Genomic DNA, 15,790 nt, shown 5'->3' on the forward strand with positions numbered 1-15,790 from the left:
ACACCGGCGGTGGACCCGGTTGGAGCCGATCACTCGACTTCCAGCCACGGGACCTCCATCAGCGCGGGGATGTACGTCTCGATGTGGTGTTCCCAGACGCCCTCCTCGCCGAACGCCTCGCCGTGGTCGGCGGTGACGACGACGTCGCCGTCGAGTTCCTCGACGAGCTCCGAGACGCTCTCCAAGGCGATCCGGAGGTTCTCCTCGTACATCGACAGCGCGGTCACGCGCGTGCCGTCCGTCACGAGGTCCTTCGGGTCGAGTTCGAGCCACAGCCCCGCCTTCTGGGCGAACTCGCTGTCGTCCAGCCGGCTCTCGATCTTCGGCCGGACTGTGTCGCTGAGCGAGGAGAGCAGTCCGCCGTCGTCGTCGCCGCCGTCGCTCGCCTCCTCTTCCCCCTGCTCTCTGATCCCCTTCTGGATCTGCTTGAGCTTCTGCCCCTTCCCGCGGGAGAGGTAGGGAGCGTGCGGCTGCATGTAGTGGAGGACGGTGCGGTCGGCGCGCTCGACCGCGTCGAGGTTGTTCCGGTACGCCCGGGTGAGCCCCTCCGGCGGGACGGTGCCGAGATCGTCGTCCCACTGGGTCTTCCAGACGTCGTGGATGTCGCTGATGTGCTCGGAGGCGGTCCACTCGTAGTCGCAGCTGGCGCCCCACTTGAGCTCGTTCAGCGGGATCCCGAGGTCGTTGATGAACGGGTTCCCGGAGAAGTACGCGATGTCGTGTTCGCCCGTGAACGTGCGGTAGGCCCACTCCGGCGTCGACGACCCGACGCTCTCGCGCTTTTCGAGCGTCCCGTCGAGGTACTCGTCGTACACGTCGGCGAACACGTCGTACCGGCACGCGTCGAGCACCAGACAGTAGTCCCAGTCCGACTCGAGGAACCGCTGATCTTCCATTGGGTGAGTCGTCGGCCCGCCGGTACGTATGTATTCCCATTCGGTGCCTCCGGGGTCGAGAGGGCCGCGCGGCGGCCGCGAAGCAGACGTTTCAAGTTCGCTACCGACCCACCCCGTCTATGGAAGGCCCACAACGGCGCGCGCTAATCTTGGGGGCTGGCGGCGCGGTCCTCCTCCTCGCGGTGCTTTTCGTCGTCGTCGGGGTCGATCGCGTCGTCGACGCGCTCGTCCGCGCCGACCCGGCGCTCGTCGCCGCGGCCGCCGGACTGGGGCTCTGCTGGCTCGCCGCGTGGAGCCCCATGCTGCGCGCGGTGTTGGGTGCGCTCGACGTCGAGATGTCCGTCCCGACCGCGTTCCTCGTGTACAGCGGCGCCGCGTTCGCCAACAACGTCACCCCGTTCGGGCAGGCCGGGGGCGGGCCGGTCGCCGCCGCGCTCATCTCGAAGGTGGGTGAGGCGCGCTACGAGACGGGGCTCGTCGGCATCGCGAGCGTCGACGTGCTCAACGTCGTCCCCTCCGTCTCGCTCGTGTTCCTCGGCGTCGGGTCGTACGCGGCCACCACCGCGGTCGGCGACCGCGTCGGGTTCGCCGTCGCGAGCGCGGTCGGCCTGATCACCGCGATCGTCACGGCGATCGCCTTCATCTGGCGCTACCGCACCGCCGTCGTCGACCGCGTCCCCGGCGCCGTCGGGCCGTTCCTCGGGCGGTTCGAGCGCTTCGACGCCGAGACGATCGAGGCGGGGCTCGCCGACCGGCTGGGGAACTTCTTCGCCGACATCGAGCGCGTCGGCACGGACCGGCGGCGGCTCCTCGGCATCGTCGCCCTCTCGCTCGTCGGGTGGCTGTTTCAGGCGGCCGCGCTCACCGTCGCGTTCGCCGCGGTCGGGCACCCGGTCTCGCCGTTGATCCCCGTCTTCGTCGTCCCGCTGTCGTACGTCGCGGGCGCGACGCCGCTCCCGGGCGGACTCGGCGGCATCGAGGCCGCGCTCGTCGGCCTCCTCGTGCCCACGACCGGGGTCGCCGCGTCCGCGATCACCGCCGCGGTCCTGGTCTTCCGCGGCGCGGTCTACTGGCTCCCGATGGTGATCGGCGGCGCGTCGGCCTCCGCCCTCGGGGTCAAGGCGTTCGAGTAGCGCGGGTCGTCACGGCCGATCCGTCCGTCTGCGCACCGCCGCGCCGGCGACGAATGCCGCGCTCCCGAGCGTGAGAGCGACCACGAGAGCGACGACCGGGCCGATCCGGAGCCCGGTCAGCAGTTCGGCGCGGGGACGCAGAGCGACGACGGACGGACGCGGGACCGCGTACCCGCCGTCGCCGAGCGTATCGCCGCGGGCGAGCGCAGCGAGCGGCGGGACGACGAAGACCCAGACGGTCGCGAGGAAGACGGCTCCCCAGCCCACGAGGAGGCCGCCGCGACGTCGTCCGGCGTCCCCAGCTGCGCCGACCGCGACGGCGATGAGGGCCGCCCAGAGGGGATAGCGTCCGGCGGCTCCCGTCGGCTCCCACGGGAGGACGACGAGGAGCGAGGCGGCGACGAACGCGGCCGCGACGACGCCGAGGGCGCGTTTCGGCGTCCGATCGGTGCTGAGGAGGAGGGCCCGGGAGACCATATCGAGGTCTCGGAGCGAGCGCACAAAAACGGCGGGTGCGGCTTCGCCCGGAGTACCCCAGTCTCAGAAGAAGAGCCACAGCACGAGCAGCACGTACAGCGTCACCAGGGCGATGATCGTCAGGCGGATGAGGATGTTGACGCTGAACACGAGCCCGTTATAGTCATTTTTCAGCAGCTTCACCGGCTCCGTCCGTCGGCTCGCGAACCCCACGGTCGCGGGTGCGACGTCGTCGACGGCGCGGTCGACCGCGCGCTCGATGGCGTCGAGGTCGGACTCGCGCATGTTGGCCAGCTCGTGGATCGACGCGTGGGTGTCCGTCGAGAAGGGGATCACGGCGTCGAACTCGTCGCGGTACGCGTCGGCGGTCGCCCGCACGTCCGGGGTGAGGCCGTTCGTGTCGACGCCGATCCAGAGCACCTCCTGTCCGTCGACGGACTCGACCATCGCCAGCGCGTTCTGTGCGGTCCGCGTCACCGCGAAACCGGCGGCGTAGCCGTCGGCGAGGTCGGCCGTCGCGAGCCGGTCGCGGAAGTCGTCGAACGCGCGCTTCAGCCGGTCGGCCTCGGCGGAGCCGTACTGTATCTCCACCTCGGGGCCGTTCTGGATGTCGTGTCTGTGCTGGTCGATCAGCAGCACCTCGTCGTGGTCCACGTCGCGCATGAACACGCCGGTGTCGTAGTCGTCGATCCCCTCGCCGTGGAGGACGATCACCTGCCGGTCGCCGATCCGTCGGCCGTGGAACCTGACGTCCGCGTACCCCTCCCGCTCGCCGTACGACTCGGTGACGAGCCGCGAGACTTGCTCCGTCCGGTCCGGGTCCGCGACGGCGTCGAGGATCCGCTCCGCGTCCGCCGGGTCCGAGAGGTCCTCCTTGTGGGTACACGGGACGTGGAAGAAGAAGCCGGCGTCGCCGTCCGCGGCGGCTCCGCCGTCGGCCGCGACCGCGGCGCGGTCGGTCGCGCCGTCCTCGCCCTCCCGAGCGCCGTTCAGCGCGTCGATCAGGTTCCCGCTCAGCTGGCCGCCGCCGAACCCGCCGAGCGGACCGGGGTGGACCCACGGCGCCGCGACGGTGAGCCGGTCCCCGTTGTCGACCGCGAACGTCTCGACCGCGGGGCGGGCCTCGACGCCCAAGTCGAGCGACTCGCGGTCGTTCCGGAGCAGCCCGGAGGTGAGCGCGAACGCGGAGACGTCGGTGTTGCTCCGGATCAGGTAGTCGACGACGAGGAGCACCAACACGAGGAACCCGGCCGCGATGAGCAGCGACGCGAACGCGAACACGTGGCGGTACGTCGAGAAGCCGAGCTCGCTCCCGCCCAGCGCGTAGAAGGCGGCGATGAGCAGGGCCGGCTCGGCGAGCGACGCGAGGAGGATCCGGTCGGAGCGGTCGATCCCCGTCGAGACGACGAGCACCAGGATGTTGAGCAGGTACAGCGTGATGAAGCTCAGCCAGATGATGCTCCACGCGTTCCCGACGTTGTCCGCGCCGGAGAGCACGAGCGCGTACACGAACAGGACGAACTGCGAGGTGAGCGCGAGGAAGTAGCTCCACGGCCGCGGGTAGCCGTCGAGGACGCGGGGGAACAGCTCCGCGGCGACGACGAACGGGACGAGGAAGATGAGGACCGCCACCGGCACGATCCGCGACGGGTCCAGAGCGAACGGCGTGAAGACCGTTATCGCCGCGACCGTGGCGACGCCGTACACCCCGCTCAGAAGGACGAGCGCGGCGGCCTGAACCCGGAGCCGCGGCACCGAGAACACGAGCCGCTGGAAGGCGTCGACGTTGTCCGCGCCCATCTAGCCGGTCACCCCGTAGATCGATTCGAGCTCGTCGACGGTCTGCTCCACCGAGAACCGCTCGACCGCCGCGCGGGTGTCCCTGTCGCCGTCGAGGCAGTCGCGGACCGCGCGCTCCATGTCGTCGAGGTCGTCCAGCGTGAACCGCGCGCCGTTCTCCGGACCGATCGTCTCGTCGAACGGCGCCACGTCGGCGGCCGCGACCGGGGTGCCGCAAGCGTTCGCCTCCAGCGTCGAGAGCCCGAGCGTGTCGCAGGTCGAGGCCGTGACGAAGACGTCGAGCGCGGCGTAGAAGTCGGGGAGTTCCTCCCGCGGGAGGAAGTCGTGGAACCGGACGTTCGCCGGGGCGTCCGCCTCCAGCTCCGCCCGGACCGGCCCTTCGCCGACGAGTTCGAACCGCGCCTCGGGGAGCCGCGCCGCGAGCCGGAGAATCTCGTCGACGTTCTTCTTGCGGGTCATCCGACCGCTGTACCCGACGACGGGCCGGTCGTCTCCGTTCGGTCCCCCGTCGGCCGCCAGCGAGTCCGCGCCGGCGTTCTCGCGGGGGCGGAACCGGTCCATCTCGATGCCGACCGGGAGCCGGTACGGCTTCACGTCGCGGCGGATCCGCGAGGTCGAGGCGGTGACGCAGTCGAACGCGTTCAAAAAGCGGTTCTCGTAGGCGACGTACGCCCGTCCCGCGAGCGCGGCGAGCCGTTCGGACTTGAGCCCTTGGACGAAGTAGTCCTCCACGGGGGTGTGATGGGTGTACACCGAGGTGGCGCCGTACCGCTTCGCGTACCGGAGCCCCATCAACCCAGTCGACGCCGGGCCGTGACAGTGGACGACGTCGAGGTCGGGGAGCGTCGAGAGGCGGCGGTAGGTGGGGAAGCGGTACTGCCGGTAGAACGGGTTCGGCAGCGAGCGGACCGGGATCTCGCCGTCGTCGGGCTCGTGGCTGCTCGCGGGGTAGACGACGTACACGTCGTGGCCCCGCGCTTCGAGGCGCTCGCGCCACGCCTGTATGGTGTAGGTGACGCCGTCGATCCCGGGGAAGTAGCTGTCTGTGAAGAAGCCGATGTTCATGGTGGCGTCTGTCGGTCGTGCGGTCGCGGTCGGCCGCGGCCGCCGGGGCGGACTCGGCGCGGAGGGGACGAGCCGGGTACGTCGGCCGCGGAGGGGGTTGCCGGGGCGGCCGGGCCGACGAGGGGTACCGATGCCACAGTTATTCGCCGAGTTCTCCACCTGACCGCTTCAACATTTTCATTTCCGAAGCGCGGCGGGCGCAGCGCTGTCGAGGTGGCTTTGACCCCGACCGCTTAATCCCCGGGCGCTCGAACCGCCGAGCATGATCACGACCGACCGCATGGCGGCCGTCGACGCCAACGCGGCCGCGCTCGGCGTCCCGCGCAAACAGCTGATGGAGTCGTCCGGCAACGCCGTCGCCCGCGAAGTGCGGGCCGTCGCGGACCCGGGTGCCGCCGTCGCGCTCGTCTGCGGCCGCGGGAACAACGGCGGCGACGCCCTCGTCGCGGCGCGGTTCCTGAAGCGGTACGACGTGACGGTCCACCTGCTCGGACGCCCCGCGACGATCCGGACCGACATCGCGCGGGAGAACTGGGCGGCTCTTGAAGCGACGGAGATCACGACCGAGACGGTCACCGACTCCCGCGACTTCTCCCTCGCCGCTCCCGACGGCGACGGCCCGGACGTCGTCGTCGACGCGATGCTCGGCTCCGGGGTCTCCGGCGGCCTCCGCGAGCCGGAACGAACCGCCGCCGCGGCGATCAACGCGACCGACGCGACGGTGATCGCGGTCGACGTGCCCTCCGGGATCGACGCCGACACCGGCGAACCGACCGGCGAGGCGGCGACCGACGGTCCGGCCGACCCAGTCGCCGTCGACGCCGACCGCGTGGTGACGTTCCACGACGAGAAGCCCGGACTCGACGCCGCCGCCGTCACGGTCGCGGACATCGGGATCCCGGCCGCCGCGGAGCGGTTCACCGGCCCCGGCGATCTCCTCGGGCTCGACCGCGATCCGGACTCGCACAAGGGGGACAACGGCGAGGTGCTGGTAGTCGGGGGCGGACCGTACACCGGGGCGCCGACGCTGTCCGCGCTGGCCGCGCTCCGCGCGGGCGCCGACCTCGTCCGCGTGGCGTGCCCCAAGTCGGTCGCCAGCGCGGTCCAGGGGTTCTCGCCGAACCTCATCGTCCGCGCGCTGCCCGGCGACCGCGTCGAGCCCGCCCACGTCGACCGGGTCGCGTCGCTCGCGGCCGAAAGCGATGTCACTGTCCTCGGCCCGGGCCTTGGCGGCGGCGACGGGGCTCGGGAGTTCGTCCGCGAGTTCCTGACGGGCTACGACGGACGCGGCGTCGTCGACGCCGACGCGCTCCGGGTCGTCCCCGAGGTCGACACCGACGCCGACCTGATCTGTACGCCGCACCAGGGCGAACTCGTCGACATGGGCGGCGAGAGGGCGTCAGACCCGGACGAGCGCGCGGAACTGGTCGACGAGTTCGCGGGCGGGCTGGGCCACACGCTGCTCGTGAAGGGCGCTGTCGACGTGGTCGCCGACGGCGACGAGACACGGCTCAACCGCACCGGGAACCCCGGCATGACGGTCGGCGGGACGGGCGACGTGCTCGCGGGGACGGTCGGCGCGCTGGCGGCCGTGACGGAGCCGTTCCGGGCGGCCGCGGTCGGCGCGTACGCCGTCGGCCGGGCCGGCGACGCGGCCGCGGAGGCGAACGGCGCGGGGTTGGTGGCGACGGACTTACCCGATCGGCTGCCGGAGGCGATGCGTGATGAGTGAGGAGGACGCGGTCCGGTCCGGCGACGGAAGCAACGGAGGCGACGGCAGCCCGGACGACCTGACACACACCGACGACGCCGGCGACGTCCAGATGGTCGACGTGGGCGCGAAGCCCGACAGCAGCCGGCGAGCGGTCGCCCGCGGGGAGATCCGGCTGACGCCGGGGACGATCGCGGCGGTCGAGGCCGACGCGGTCGAGAAGGGCGACGTGCTCGCGACCGCCCGGATCGGCGCCGTTCAGGCGGTGAAACACACCTGGGAGACGATCCCGATGTGCCACCAGATCCCGATCACGAACGTCGACGCCGAGTTCGCGGTCGGCGACGACCGGATCGAGCTGACGGTCGCGGTCGAGACCACCGGCAAGACGGGCTGTGAGATGGAGGCGCTGGAGGGCGTCACGACCGGGCTCAACACCGTCTGGGACATGGTGAAGGCCGCGGAGAAGGACGGCGACGGCCAGTACCCCGACACGCGGATCGCGGACGTGAAATTGGTCGACAAACGGAAGGAGACGGTCGAAGCGTAGCCGCGGCCCGGGAGGCCGCCGCGGATCACCTCAGCGGTCGAGGAACGGCGGGACCACGACTTCGGCGCGCTTCTCGTCGCCGCGCACGACGACGCTCACCTCGGTGCCGGCGTCGGCGTACGACTCGTGGAGGTACCCCAGCCCGATCGGCTCGTCGAGCGTCGGGCTCATCGTCCCGGAGGTGAGCTTCCCGACTCTGGTGAGGTCGCCGTCGGTGACCGCGTACCCGCCGCGGGGCACGCCGCGCTCCGAGAGCCTGACGCCGACGAACTTCTCGTCGACGCCCTGCTCCTTCTGGACCTCCAGCGCGTCGCGGCCGACGAACTCCGTGTCGAGCTTCACGACGAAGCCGATCCGCGCCTCGTACGGGGTCCGGGGCTCACCCTCGGGATCGAAGTCCTGTCCGGACAGCAGGAACCCCATCTCGGTGCGGAGCGTGTCGCGCGCGCCGAGGCCGCACGGCTGCGCCTCGCGGGGCGCATCGACGAACGCCTCCCAGACGGCGCCGGCGTCGGCGGCCGGGCACATCACCTCGAAGCCGTCCTCGCCGGTGTAACCGGTGCGCGCGACCCAGCTCTCGACCCCCGCCACCGCCGCCACCGCCGCCTCGAACTTCGAGAGGTCGACGACGCGGTCGCGGGGCGTGGCCTGGTCGAGGGCGTCGGCCGCGTCGGGGCCCTGGACCGCGAGCATCGCCCAGTCCCCCGTGGCGTTCGCGACGGTCGCGTCGAGCCCCCACTCGTCGCGGTGCGCGGTCCAGCGGTCGGACATCTGTCCGTCGTGGCCCGCGTTCGGTACGAAGAGGTACGCCGGGTCGCCGCTCGGCGCGTCGAGGTCGCCGCCGTGGTCGCTCTCCAACGCCGCGAGCGACGCCGCCCCTTCCCCGGCCGGAGTCCCGTCGGGGAGCCGGTAGACGACCGTGTCGTCGAGCATCACGCCCTCCCCGTTCGTGATCGCGGCGTACTGGGAGTCCCCGGGGTCGAGCGCGCGCACGTCGTTGGTCGTGAGTCGGTTCATCAGTTCGGTCGCGTCCGGGCCGGCCACCTCGATCTCGCCCATGTGGGAGACATCGAAGACGCCGACCGACTCGCGGACCGCCGCGTGTTCGGTCCGGATCGAGTCGAACTCGACGGGCATCTGCCAGCCGCCGAAGTCGGTGAACTTCGCACCGCGCGCGTCGTGGGCGTCGTGGAGCGGAGGGAGACGGTCGGTCATACGCGCACCCTCTCCCGGGCGAGCCTAAGGTGTTGTGACAGCGGCGGTCCGCGCGTCCGCGGCGGGCCCGGCCGCGTGGCCCCGACCACCTCGAGCGACAGCCTCAAGCGGTCGCCGTGCCGTCTCCCGACCGTGAGCAGTTCCCGTCCCGACACCGCCGCCGCGGTGGCGCCCGCGGTCGCCGTCCTCCTCGTCGCGGTCCTGCTCGGCGCCGTCGTGGGCACGTGGCCGCCGTTCGTCGCGGTCGAGAGCGGCAGCATGACTCCCGGCGTCGAGCGCGGCGACCTCGTCGTCGTCACGGCCGCCGACCGAACGCCGTGGGGCGACCTCTCGAGCGCCGCCGACGCGGACGCGCCGACGCGGCTCGGCGGACCGGGAGACGTGGTCGTTTACGCCGTTCCGGGCGCCGGGGGTCGCCCGGTGTTCCACCGCTTGGCGTTCCCCGTGGAGGCGGGCGAGGACTGGACGGAGCGGGCCGACCCGGACCTGCTCTCAGGCGACTGCGGGGAGCTCTCAACCTGTCCGGCGCCGTACGACGGGTACGTCACGCGCGGGGACGCGAACGGGCTGTACGACCAGAGCGCGGGCATCGCCCCGGTCGTCCCCGAGGAGTGGATCGCCGGCAAGGCGCTGTTCGCGGTGCCGAACCTCGGCTGGACACGGGTGGCGATCGACGCGGCGGCCGCGCGGTACGGCGGGGTCGCGACCGGAGTGGTCCTCGTCGGTCTCGCGGGACTGGCCGGCGGACTCGGCGCGCTGCTCTTGGGACGGCTCGGTCGGGGACGGCGGCGGTGAGTTGTCTCGGCGGGAGCGATTCTCTCATGAAAGCTCGCGACCGCCGGTAGCCGTCTTTTATACAATTCGGTGCGGCCGGCGCGAGGAGCGCGTGGGAGGTAGCGGTGAGAGAGGGGCGACCGCGGGGAGCCCCGAGCGAACCGCGAGGTCGGCGTTCAGCTATACGCGGCCGCCGGCGTCGCCCGACCGCTATCGCGTCGAGGGCGATCCGGCGTCCGTCTCGTCGTCGTCGCTCCCGGCGGCGTCGCTCTCGTCGCCGTCGAGCGTCACGGAGCCGTTGGCGGCGTTGCGGAGCGCGTCCGAGCGCCCGAACTCCCCGGGCGCGATGGCGAGCGTCCGGATCCCGTAGCCGTTGGCGGTCTCGACGACCGGCTTGAAGTCCGTGTCGCGCGAGGCGATCGCGAGGGTGTCCATTCGGTTCTCGGCCGCGAACCGCGCGGCGTCGACCGCGAGCTTCACGTCCACGTCGCCGCTCGTGATCACGACCTCGAAACCACGGGCCTCCGCGGCCTGAATCAGCCCCGGCGTCGCGTGCTCGTCGAGGTAGAGCCGGGTCGTCACCAGCGGGCCCTCGGCCTCGGCGGCCAGCCGCACGTCGTCGAGGTCCACGTCGAACTCCTCGCGCAACACGTTCGGGCCGTCGACGAACAGCGCCACGCCGTCGGTGTTCGCGTCCGTCGCGCGCTCGCCGGTCGTGCCATCGCTGCGGCCCGCCTCGCCGTCAGCGGTCGTCTCGCCTTCGGGCCCGTCGCCTCGGTCCATGAGCGGGCTTCGCCGCGGCCGGAAATAGGTATGCTGATTCGCGAGCGCTCCCGACGAACGCCTCCCGCCCGGTCTCGGTGTGTCGTCTGCCCAGTTATCCCCGGCAATTCGCCCGACCGACTTGGCGCTTCAACACCTTATATCCGTATTACGACCTGCCTCACGTCCGTAGTGAATATACGGAGACTTGAAATAGGATGTCCAAGAATAACGAGATAAGATGTCTCAATCAAACGCGTACACCGTCATTTCCGCACAGAACGATCACGATTGTACCACTGTACGTGCCCATCCACGCAACGAGACGTTCCACGTCGTCGACTACGCCGACGAGGACGCCCGCGAGCGCGTCGCCGACCTGCCGGTAGGGTCGGTCGTGAAGATGGAACTCTCCCGCGCCGGGCGTCGGAGCAACGTCTGGCGCGCCGAGTCGGTCAAGACCGCGCAGACCGACGGCGGCGAGTCCCGCTGACGCCGGACCGGCGGCCGCACCGGAACCGCGGCCGCAACGCCGCAGTTTCGAGCCCGAATCGTGACCGATTACGACACTTATATGCCTCGTATGGCGGTACCACGATTCGATGGTGGAAACGCTCCTGGCGGTCGGGGTCGTCGCGTCGGCGTTCGTCGGCTTCAACATCGGCGGCTCCTCGACCGGCATCGCGTGGGGACCTCCCGTCGGGGCCGGCATCCTGAAGAAGACGACCGCCGCGGGACTCATGACGGCGTTCGTCTTCCTCGGCGGCTGGACCGTGGGGCGAAACGTGATGGACACGCTGAGCGGCGGGATCATCACGACGGAGCTCTCGCTCTCGGCGGGTGTCGCCGTGTTGTTCTTCATCGGACTCGGGATCCTCATCGCGAACATCTTCGGGGTCCCCGTGCCGACCTCGATGACGACCGTCGGAGCGATCGCCGGCCTCGGACTGGCGACCGACACGCTCGACTACGCGACGGTCTCGCGGATCATCTCGTGGTGGATCGTGACCCCGATCATCGGGTTCTGGGTCGGCGTCGTGATCGGTCGGTACGTCTACCCGGCGGTGAACCGGCGGGTCCACATCGAGAAGTCCCCCGGCCCGCTGCTGCGACTCGACCGCGAGGGCGGGGTACCGAAGCCGGAACTCGGCCCGAACACGACGGTGACGGAGCTCATCAGCACGGTCGTCGTCCTCCTCATCGGCTGTTACATGTCGTTCAGCGCCGGCGCGAGCAACGTACCGAACGCCGCCGCGCCGCTGGTCAGCGGCGTCGGAGGGCTTCCGGAAAACACCGCTATCGGGATCGCCACGCTCGCGATCGGACTCGGCGGCTTCACGATCGCCCGCCGCACGATGGAGTCGGTCGGCGGCGAACTGAGCGACATCCCCCTGCTCGCGGCCCTCTTCGTGATGACGACGGCCTCGACGATCACGACGGTCCTCTCGTACCTCGGGATCCCGATCAGCCTCGTCATGGGCACGGTGATGACGATCGTCGGCATCGGGTGGGGACGCGCGACGCGGCCGGTCACCGTTCAGGAGGCGGTCACCCGGAACACCGGGGACAACGAGATCGTCCCCGGCGCGATAACCGTCTCGGAGGACGAAGAGGAGCGGTCGGCGCCGATCGGCGAGGCGGAACCGGAGGCGGTGTTGGAGGCCGGCGACCTGTTCAACCCCCGAGCAGTGCTGAAGTACATCTCGATGTGGATCATCGGCCCGTCCGTGTCGACCCTGCTGGCCTACGGGTTCTTCGTCCTCGTTCCGGGTGTCGCCTGACGGCGCGCGAACCGCCCGTTCAGTCCCGCGTGAGCCGCGGGTTCGTCACCGCGCCCTCCGCGGCCGAGGCGAAGTCGCGGCCGTACTTCGCGAGGATGCCGCCCTCGTAGGGCGGTTCGGGCGCGTCCCACGCCTGGCGGCGCTCGTCGAGCTCCTCGTCGGAGAGGTCCACGGTCAGGTCGCGCTCGGGGATGTCGACCGTGACGTGGTCGCCGTCCTCGATGAGCCCGATCGGACCGCCGACGGCGGCCTCGGGCGCGACGTGGCCGATCATCGGACCGCGGGTGCCGCCCGAGAAGCGGCCGTCGGTGAGCAGCGCCACGTCGTCCTCGTGGCCCGCGCCGACGACGGCGGCGGTGACGCCGAGCATCTCGCGCATGCCGGGGCCGCCGCGGGGCCCCTCGTTGCGGATGACGATCACGTCGCCGGACTCGATCGCCCCCGACTGGACGTACTCCATCGCGTCCTCCTCGTTCTCGAACACGCGGGCGGGGCCCTCGTGGTAGAACTCGTCGTCGCCGGTCACCTTCAGCACCGAGCCGTCCGGCGCGAGGTTGCCGTCGAGGATCTTGATGGCGCCCTCCTCCTCCTTCGGGTCCTCGACGGGGTAGAGGAAGTCGGCCTCGATATCGTCGTCGGCCGGGAGTTCGCCGCGCTCCTCCAGGGCCGCGATCTCCTCGGCGAGCGTCCGGCCCGTCACGGTCATCGCGTCGCCGTGGAGCAGGTCGGCCTCAAGTAGGCGGCGGAGCACGACCGGCACGCCGCCGACCTCGTGGAGGTCGTTCATGACGCGGCTCCCGCCGGGCTGGAGGTTCGCGATCTTCGGCGTGCGCCGGGAGATCTCGTCGAAGTCCTCGATAGAGAGGTCGACGTCGGCCTCGCCCGCGAGCGCGAGCAGGTGAAGGACCGCGTTCGTCGAGCCGCCCATCGCGGTCTGGGCCGCGATCGCGTTTTCGAACGACTCGCGCGAGAGGATGTCGGAGGGGCGGCGGTCGTTCTCGATACAGTCCATCGCCAGCTCGCCGGCGCGCTCGGCGACCGCGTAGCGCGCCTCGTCCTCCGCCGGCGGCGAGGCCGATCCGAGCGGCGCCAGCCCGAGCGCCTCCGACAGCGACGCCATCGTGTTCGCGGTGAACATCCCGCCACAGGAGCCCGCGCCGGGGCAGGCGTGCCGCTCTAACTCGTCGAGTTCGTCGGCGTCCATGTCGCCCTGCGCGTACGTGCCGACGCCCTCGAACACCTGGACGATCGTCACGTCGCGGCCGTCGTGTTGCCCGGGCATGATCGAGCCGCCGTAGAGGAAGACGCTGGGGAGGTCCGTCCGGATCGCGGCCATCATCATCCCGGGGAGGTTCTTGTCGCAGCCCGCGACCGTCACGAGGGCGTCCATGCGCTCGCCGAAGGAGACGAGCTCGACGGAGTCGGCGATCACCTCCCGCGAGATCAGGCTCGCCTTCATCCCCTCCGTCCCCATCGAGATGGCGTCGGAGATGGTGATCGTGCCGAACTCGATCGGCATCCCCCCCGCCGCGTCGATGCCGTCGAGCGCGGCGTCCGCCACGTCGTCGAGGTGGACGTTACACGGCGTGATGTCGGCGGCCGGGTTCGGCACGCCGACGATCGGCGACGAGAGGTCCTCGTCGTCGAACCCCATCGCGCGGAACATGGCGCGGTGCGGCGCCTTGTCCGGCCCCTCTGTCACCTCGCGGCTCGGCAGGTCCTCGTCTTTCGTCCCGGCGAATCGGTCTGCGTCCTCCCGGCGACGACGCCGCTCGCCGTCGTCCGATCTCGACTGCTGTTCGCTCATACCCGACCCTGTCGCTCGGGGGTCTTAAACCGCCGCGTCGGGGCGAGGGTTGCTCGGCGGGGATCGCGGTTCCCCCCGCACGGAGTCGGCTTCCGGAAGCGGGGCTCGACACCCGTTATTCGACAGACGATAACGTATTGAACTCGCCCCTCGTCGTCGGTCGCGTATCAGCATGTCCGTCGCAAGCGCGGCCCGTCGCGTCGACGAGGATGACAGCCAGTTCCCCCCGCACGGGCCGGTTGAGGCATGTCTCGGCTACCTCCTGTTCTACATCCTCGTCATTCGCGTGACCCCGGCGGTCGTCGCGACGTCGGGCGACGCGGCCCTAAGTCTGCCGTCCTCGTTCGTCCGGTTCGGGCTCGCGGCCGCGCTGTGGTTCGTGCTCGTCGTGACGGCGGTCGACCAGGCGCGGCGGCTCGCGGCGCTCGGGGTCGGCACGAACGACGACCCCGGACTGCGCGTGCGGTCGCGCGTCGTACCGTCGTCACCACGAACCACGGGGTATCTGCTCGCGCTGATCGCGGACACCGCCGTCGCCATGGTAACGTTCGACGGAGCCGCTCTGGTCACCGAACGATCGTGACCGGGACCGGCGACCGCCTGGCGACCGTTTCGGCCACGTTCCCCACGAGGAACCGGCGCGTCATGCGGCGGCGGTCCGCCCCGTGAGCGCCGATCACGACCGTGTCGTAGTCGCCCGCCCGATTGATGATGTTCCGGGCCGGGTGGCCGATACCCACGACCGTGTCTATCTCTCGCCCCCGCTCGGCGGCCGCCGCGCGCGCCCGCTCGAAGGCGGGCTCGGCGCGTTCGGCGGCGGCCTCGTCGATGTCGTCCGCAAGGGCGAGGTCCGTCGCTTCGCCGAACATCGAGGAAGGGACACCGACGACGTGTAACACGGTGACGTCGGCCTCCGGAAAGCTGTCGAGCGCGTACGCGAGGGCCTCCACCGAGTGGTCGGAGTCGTCCATCGGGACGAGGATGCGTGAGACCATACCGTAGGTCAGACCGCCTACCCACCTAAGTCTCTTCCTCAGACGACGCCCGGGACGAGCCGATGGGATCCGTGGCGCCGCCCCGTCAACTCCCCGACACGTCGGTCACGGACCTGCTTCCGCCGCGACGGCGTCGGAGTCGAACGACCAGACCGTCGACACCGCGGCCGCGCCGGCCGCGCCGGCCGCGTTGCCCGTCGCCACCAATTCCCCGAGATCCGAGACGCCCCGGCCCCTCGCGGCGATGACCGCACCGGCGAACGCGTCGCCGGGCTCCGGCGGCTCACACCCGCGCTTTCAGCTCCACTCGGTAGCCGAACGGGTCCCTGACGTACACCGCGCCGGCCTCGCCGGTCGCGCCGAGCGGGGAGTCGAGCCGCTTTTCGACCTCGACGCCGGCGTCGGCCAGCTCCGCTTCGATCTCCTCGACCGACTCCTCGACGACGACCGCGACGTGGTCGTAGTTCGTCCTCGCCGGCCGCTCGAACTCGGCGGTCGGCCACAGGTGGATCACCGCGGTCGCGGAGAGCCGCACGTCGAAGAAGGGCTTCTCTCCGGCCGCGTACAGCGCGTCCTCGATGCCGAAGCCGAGCGCCTCGCCGTAGAACTCGCGGGCCGCGTCGGCACCGCCTTCCGGGATGCGGAGGTTGACGTGGTCGATATGGCGTGCCTTCACGGGGGAGTGTTCGGCGTCCGGGCGCAAAAGTCGTCGGGCCGGGTACTGCCGGTCCGCGTCCGGCCGGAGACGTGGCGGTCGGCGACGGCGGGGCGGTCCTGCGAACTGCGAACGTCCGCGGCACACTTATACACAGTCATGTAAACAT

At 71.0% G+C, this 15,790-nt stretch carries 16 protein-coding genes; 7 read left to right on the forward strand and 9 right to left on the reverse strand.

The window, feature by feature from the left end; genetic code table 11:
- Positions 1-29: 29 nt before the first annotated feature.
- Positions 30-896 (reverse strand): hypothetical protein, encoded by an 867-nt coding sequence (locus B9H04_RS10165; RefSeq protein WP_049929532.1) that lies wholly within the window; start codon positions 894-896, stop codon positions 30-32.
- 119 nt (positions 897-1,015) lie between these two features.
- Here B9H04_RS10165 and B9H04_RS10170 point away from each other — a divergent pair, with 119 nt between their 5' ends.
- On the forward strand, positions 1,016-2,029 hold the full coding sequence (locus B9H04_RS10170) for a lysylphosphatidylglycerol synthase transmembrane domain-containing protein (RefSeq protein WP_085682673.1): 1,014 nt from the start codon (positions 1,016-1,018) through the stop codon (positions 2,027-2,029).
- Positions 2,030-2,038: 9 nt separating this feature from the next.
- On the opposite strand, the gene B9H04_RS10175 is transcribed toward B9H04_RS10170, so the two are convergent.
- The 3 genes from B9H04_RS10175 to B9H04_RS10185 form a co-directional block, all read right to left on the reverse strand.
- A complete protein-coding gene (locus tag B9H04_RS10175; RefSeq protein ID WP_049929534.1) occupies positions 2,039-2,506 on the reverse strand; it encodes a hypothetical protein in 468 nt (155 codons plus the stop codon).
- Between the two features lie 63 nt (positions 2,507-2,569).
- Positions 2,570-4,306, reverse strand: a complete 1,737-nt coding sequence (locus tag B9H04_RS10180) for a DUF2070 family protein (protein WP_049929536.1) — start codon at positions 4,304-4,306, stop codon at positions 2,570-2,572.
- Positions 4,307-5,371: a glycosyltransferase gene (locus tag B9H04_RS10185; protein ID WP_049929538.1), complete on the reverse strand. Its 1,065-nt coding sequence runs from the start codon at positions 5,369-5,371 to the stop codon at positions 4,307-4,309.
- Positions 5,372-5,633: 262 nt separating this feature from the next.
- On the opposite strand from B9H04_RS10185, the gene B9H04_RS10190 reads away from it, so the two are divergent.
- Both B9H04_RS10190 and moaC read left to right on the forward strand, forming a co-directional pair.
- Entirely contained in the window at positions 5,634-7,103 is a 1,470-nt protein-coding gene (locus tag B9H04_RS10190; RefSeq protein ID WP_049929539.1) for a bifunctional ADP-dependent NAD(P)H-hydrate dehydratase/NAD(P)H-hydrate epimerase, read from the forward strand.
- Complete coding sequence (moaC, locus tag B9H04_RS10195) at positions 7,096-7,632, forward strand: cyclic pyranopterin monophosphate synthase MoaC (protein ID WP_049929540.1); 537 nt, start codon at positions 7,096-7,098, stop codon at positions 7,630-7,632. Before B9H04_RS10190 ends, moaC begins: the two co-directional genes overlap by 8 nt.
- Before the next feature lie 30 nt (positions 7,633-7,662).
- On the opposite strand, the gene gcvT is transcribed toward moaC, so the two are convergent.
- Positions 7,663-8,847 carry a glycine cleavage system aminomethyltransferase GcvT gene (gene gcvT, locus B9H04_RS10200; RefSeq protein WP_049929541.1) on the reverse strand — a complete coding sequence of 395 codons (1,185 nt, stop codon included), beginning with the start codon at positions 8,845-8,847 and terminating at the stop codon, positions 7,663-7,665.
- A 132-nt stretch (positions 8,848-8,979) separates the two neighbouring features.
- On the opposite strand from gcvT, the gene B9H04_RS10205 reads away from it, so the two are divergent.
- Complete coding sequence (locus B9H04_RS10205; protein ID WP_049929542.1) at positions 8,980-9,642, forward strand: S26 family signal peptidase; 663 nt, start codon at positions 8,980-8,982, stop codon at positions 9,640-9,642.
- 189 nt (positions 9,643-9,831) lie between these two features.
- Here B9H04_RS10205 and B9H04_RS10210 read toward each other — a convergent pair whose 3' ends face one another.
- Positions 9,832-10,404, reverse strand: a complete 573-nt coding sequence (locus B9H04_RS10210) for an NYN domain-containing protein (RefSeq protein ID WP_049929543.1) — start codon at positions 10,402-10,404, stop codon at positions 9,832-9,834.
- A gap of 220 nt (positions 10,405-10,624) precedes the next feature.
- Between B9H04_RS10210 and B9H04_RS10215 the strand changes: the two genes are divergently transcribed.
- Positions 10,625-10,876 (forward strand): hypothetical protein, encoded by a 252-nt coding sequence (locus B9H04_RS10215; protein ID WP_049929544.1) that lies wholly within the window; start codon positions 10,625-10,627, stop codon positions 10,874-10,876.
- Positions 10,877-10,985: 109 nt separating this feature from the next.
- Complete coding sequence (locus tag B9H04_RS10220) at positions 10,986-12,164, forward strand: inorganic phosphate transporter (protein WP_049929545.1); 1,179 nt, start codon at positions 10,986-10,988, stop codon at positions 12,162-12,164.
- A gap of 19 nt (positions 12,165-12,183) precedes the next feature.
- On the opposite strand, the gene ilvD is transcribed toward B9H04_RS10220, so the two are convergent.
- A complete protein-coding gene (ilvD, locus tag B9H04_RS10225; protein ID WP_085682674.1) occupies positions 12,184-13,971 on the reverse strand; it encodes a dihydroxy-acid dehydratase in 1,788 nt (595 codons plus the stop codon).
- 172 nt (positions 13,972-14,143) lie between these two features.
- Between ilvD and B9H04_RS10230 the strand changes: the two genes are divergently transcribed.
- Entirely contained in the window at positions 14,144-14,554 is a 411-nt protein-coding gene (locus B9H04_RS10230) for a hypothetical protein (RefSeq protein ID WP_049929547.1), read from the forward strand.
- Here B9H04_RS10230 and B9H04_RS10235 read toward each other — a convergent pair.
- Together B9H04_RS10235 and B9H04_RS10240 are read right to left on the reverse strand one after the other, a co-directional pair.
- A complete protein-coding gene (locus B9H04_RS10235) occupies positions 14,538-14,966 on the reverse strand; it encodes a universal stress protein (protein ID WP_049929548.1) in 429 nt (142 codons plus the stop codon). The genes B9H04_RS10230 and B9H04_RS10235 overlap by 17 nt on opposite strands.
- A gap of 283 nt (positions 14,967-15,249) precedes the next feature.
- Positions 15,250-15,642 (reverse strand): VOC family protein, encoded by a 393-nt coding sequence (locus tag B9H04_RS10240; protein WP_049929549.1) that lies wholly within the window; start codon positions 15,640-15,642, stop codon positions 15,250-15,252.
- Positions 15,643-15,790 lie beyond the last annotated feature (148 nt).

Source organism: Halorubrum ezzemoulense DSM 17463, from assembly GCF_002114285.1.
Lineage (GTDB): Archaea > Halobacteriota > Halobacteria > Halobacteriales > Haloferacaceae > Halorubrum > Halorubrum ezzemoulense.

Excerpts from the sequence above, each read along its gene's own strand:
- B9H04_RS10230 (WP_049929547.1), top strand. The coding sequence starts at position 14,144 with ATGTCCGTCGCAAGCGCGGCCCGTCGCGTCGACGAGGATGACAGCCAG.
- B9H04_RS10175 (WP_049929534.1), bottom strand. The coding sequence starts at position 2,506 with ATGGTCTCCCGGGCCCTCCTCCTCAGCACCGATCGGACGCCGAAACGC.
- B9H04_RS10185 (WP_049929538.1), bottom strand. The coding sequence starts at position 5,371 with ATGAACATCGGCTTCTTCACAGACAGCTACTTCCCCGGGATCGACGGC.
- B9H04_RS10170 (WP_085682673.1), top strand. The coding sequence starts at position 1,016 with ATGGAAGGCCCACAACGGCGCGCGCTAATCTTGGGGGCTGGCGGCGCG.
- B9H04_RS10215 (WP_049929544.1), top strand. The coding sequence starts at position 10,625 with ATGTCTCAATCAAACGCGTACACCGTCATTTCCGCACAGAACGATCAC.
- gcvT (WP_049929541.1), bottom strand. The coding sequence starts at position 8,847 with ATGACCGACCGTCTCCCTCCGCTCCACGACGCCCACGACGCGCGCGGT.
- B9H04_RS10165 (WP_049929532.1), bottom strand. The coding sequence starts at position 896 with ATGGAAGATCAGCGGTTCCTCGAGTCGGACTGGGACTACTGTCTGGTG.
- B9H04_RS10190 (WP_049929539.1), top strand. The coding sequence starts at position 5,634 with ATGATCACGACCGACCGCATGGCGGCCGTCGACGCCAACGCGGCCGCG.
- B9H04_RS10180 (WP_049929536.1), bottom strand. The coding sequence starts at position 4,306 with ATGGGCGCGGACAACGTCGACGCCTTCCAGCGGCTCGTGTTCTCGGTG.
- ilvD (WP_085682674.1), bottom strand. The coding sequence starts at position 13,971 with ATGAGCGAACAGCAGTCGAGATCGGACGACGGCGAGCGGCGTCGTCGC.
- B9H04_RS10210 (WP_049929543.1), bottom strand. The coding sequence starts at position 10,404 with ATGGACCGAGGCGACGGGCCCGAAGGCGAGACGACCGCTGACGGCGAG.
- B9H04_RS10220 (WP_049929545.1), top strand. The coding sequence starts at position 10,986 with ATGGTGGAAACGCTCCTGGCGGTCGGGGTCGTCGCGTCGGCGTTCGTC.
- moaC (WP_049929540.1), top strand. The coding sequence starts at position 7,096 with ATGAGTGAGGAGGACGCGGTCCGGTCCGGCGACGGAAGCAACGGAGGC.
- B9H04_RS10235 (WP_049929548.1), bottom strand. The coding sequence starts at position 14,966 with ATGGTCTCACGCATCCTCGTCCCGATGGACGACTCCGACCACTCGGTG.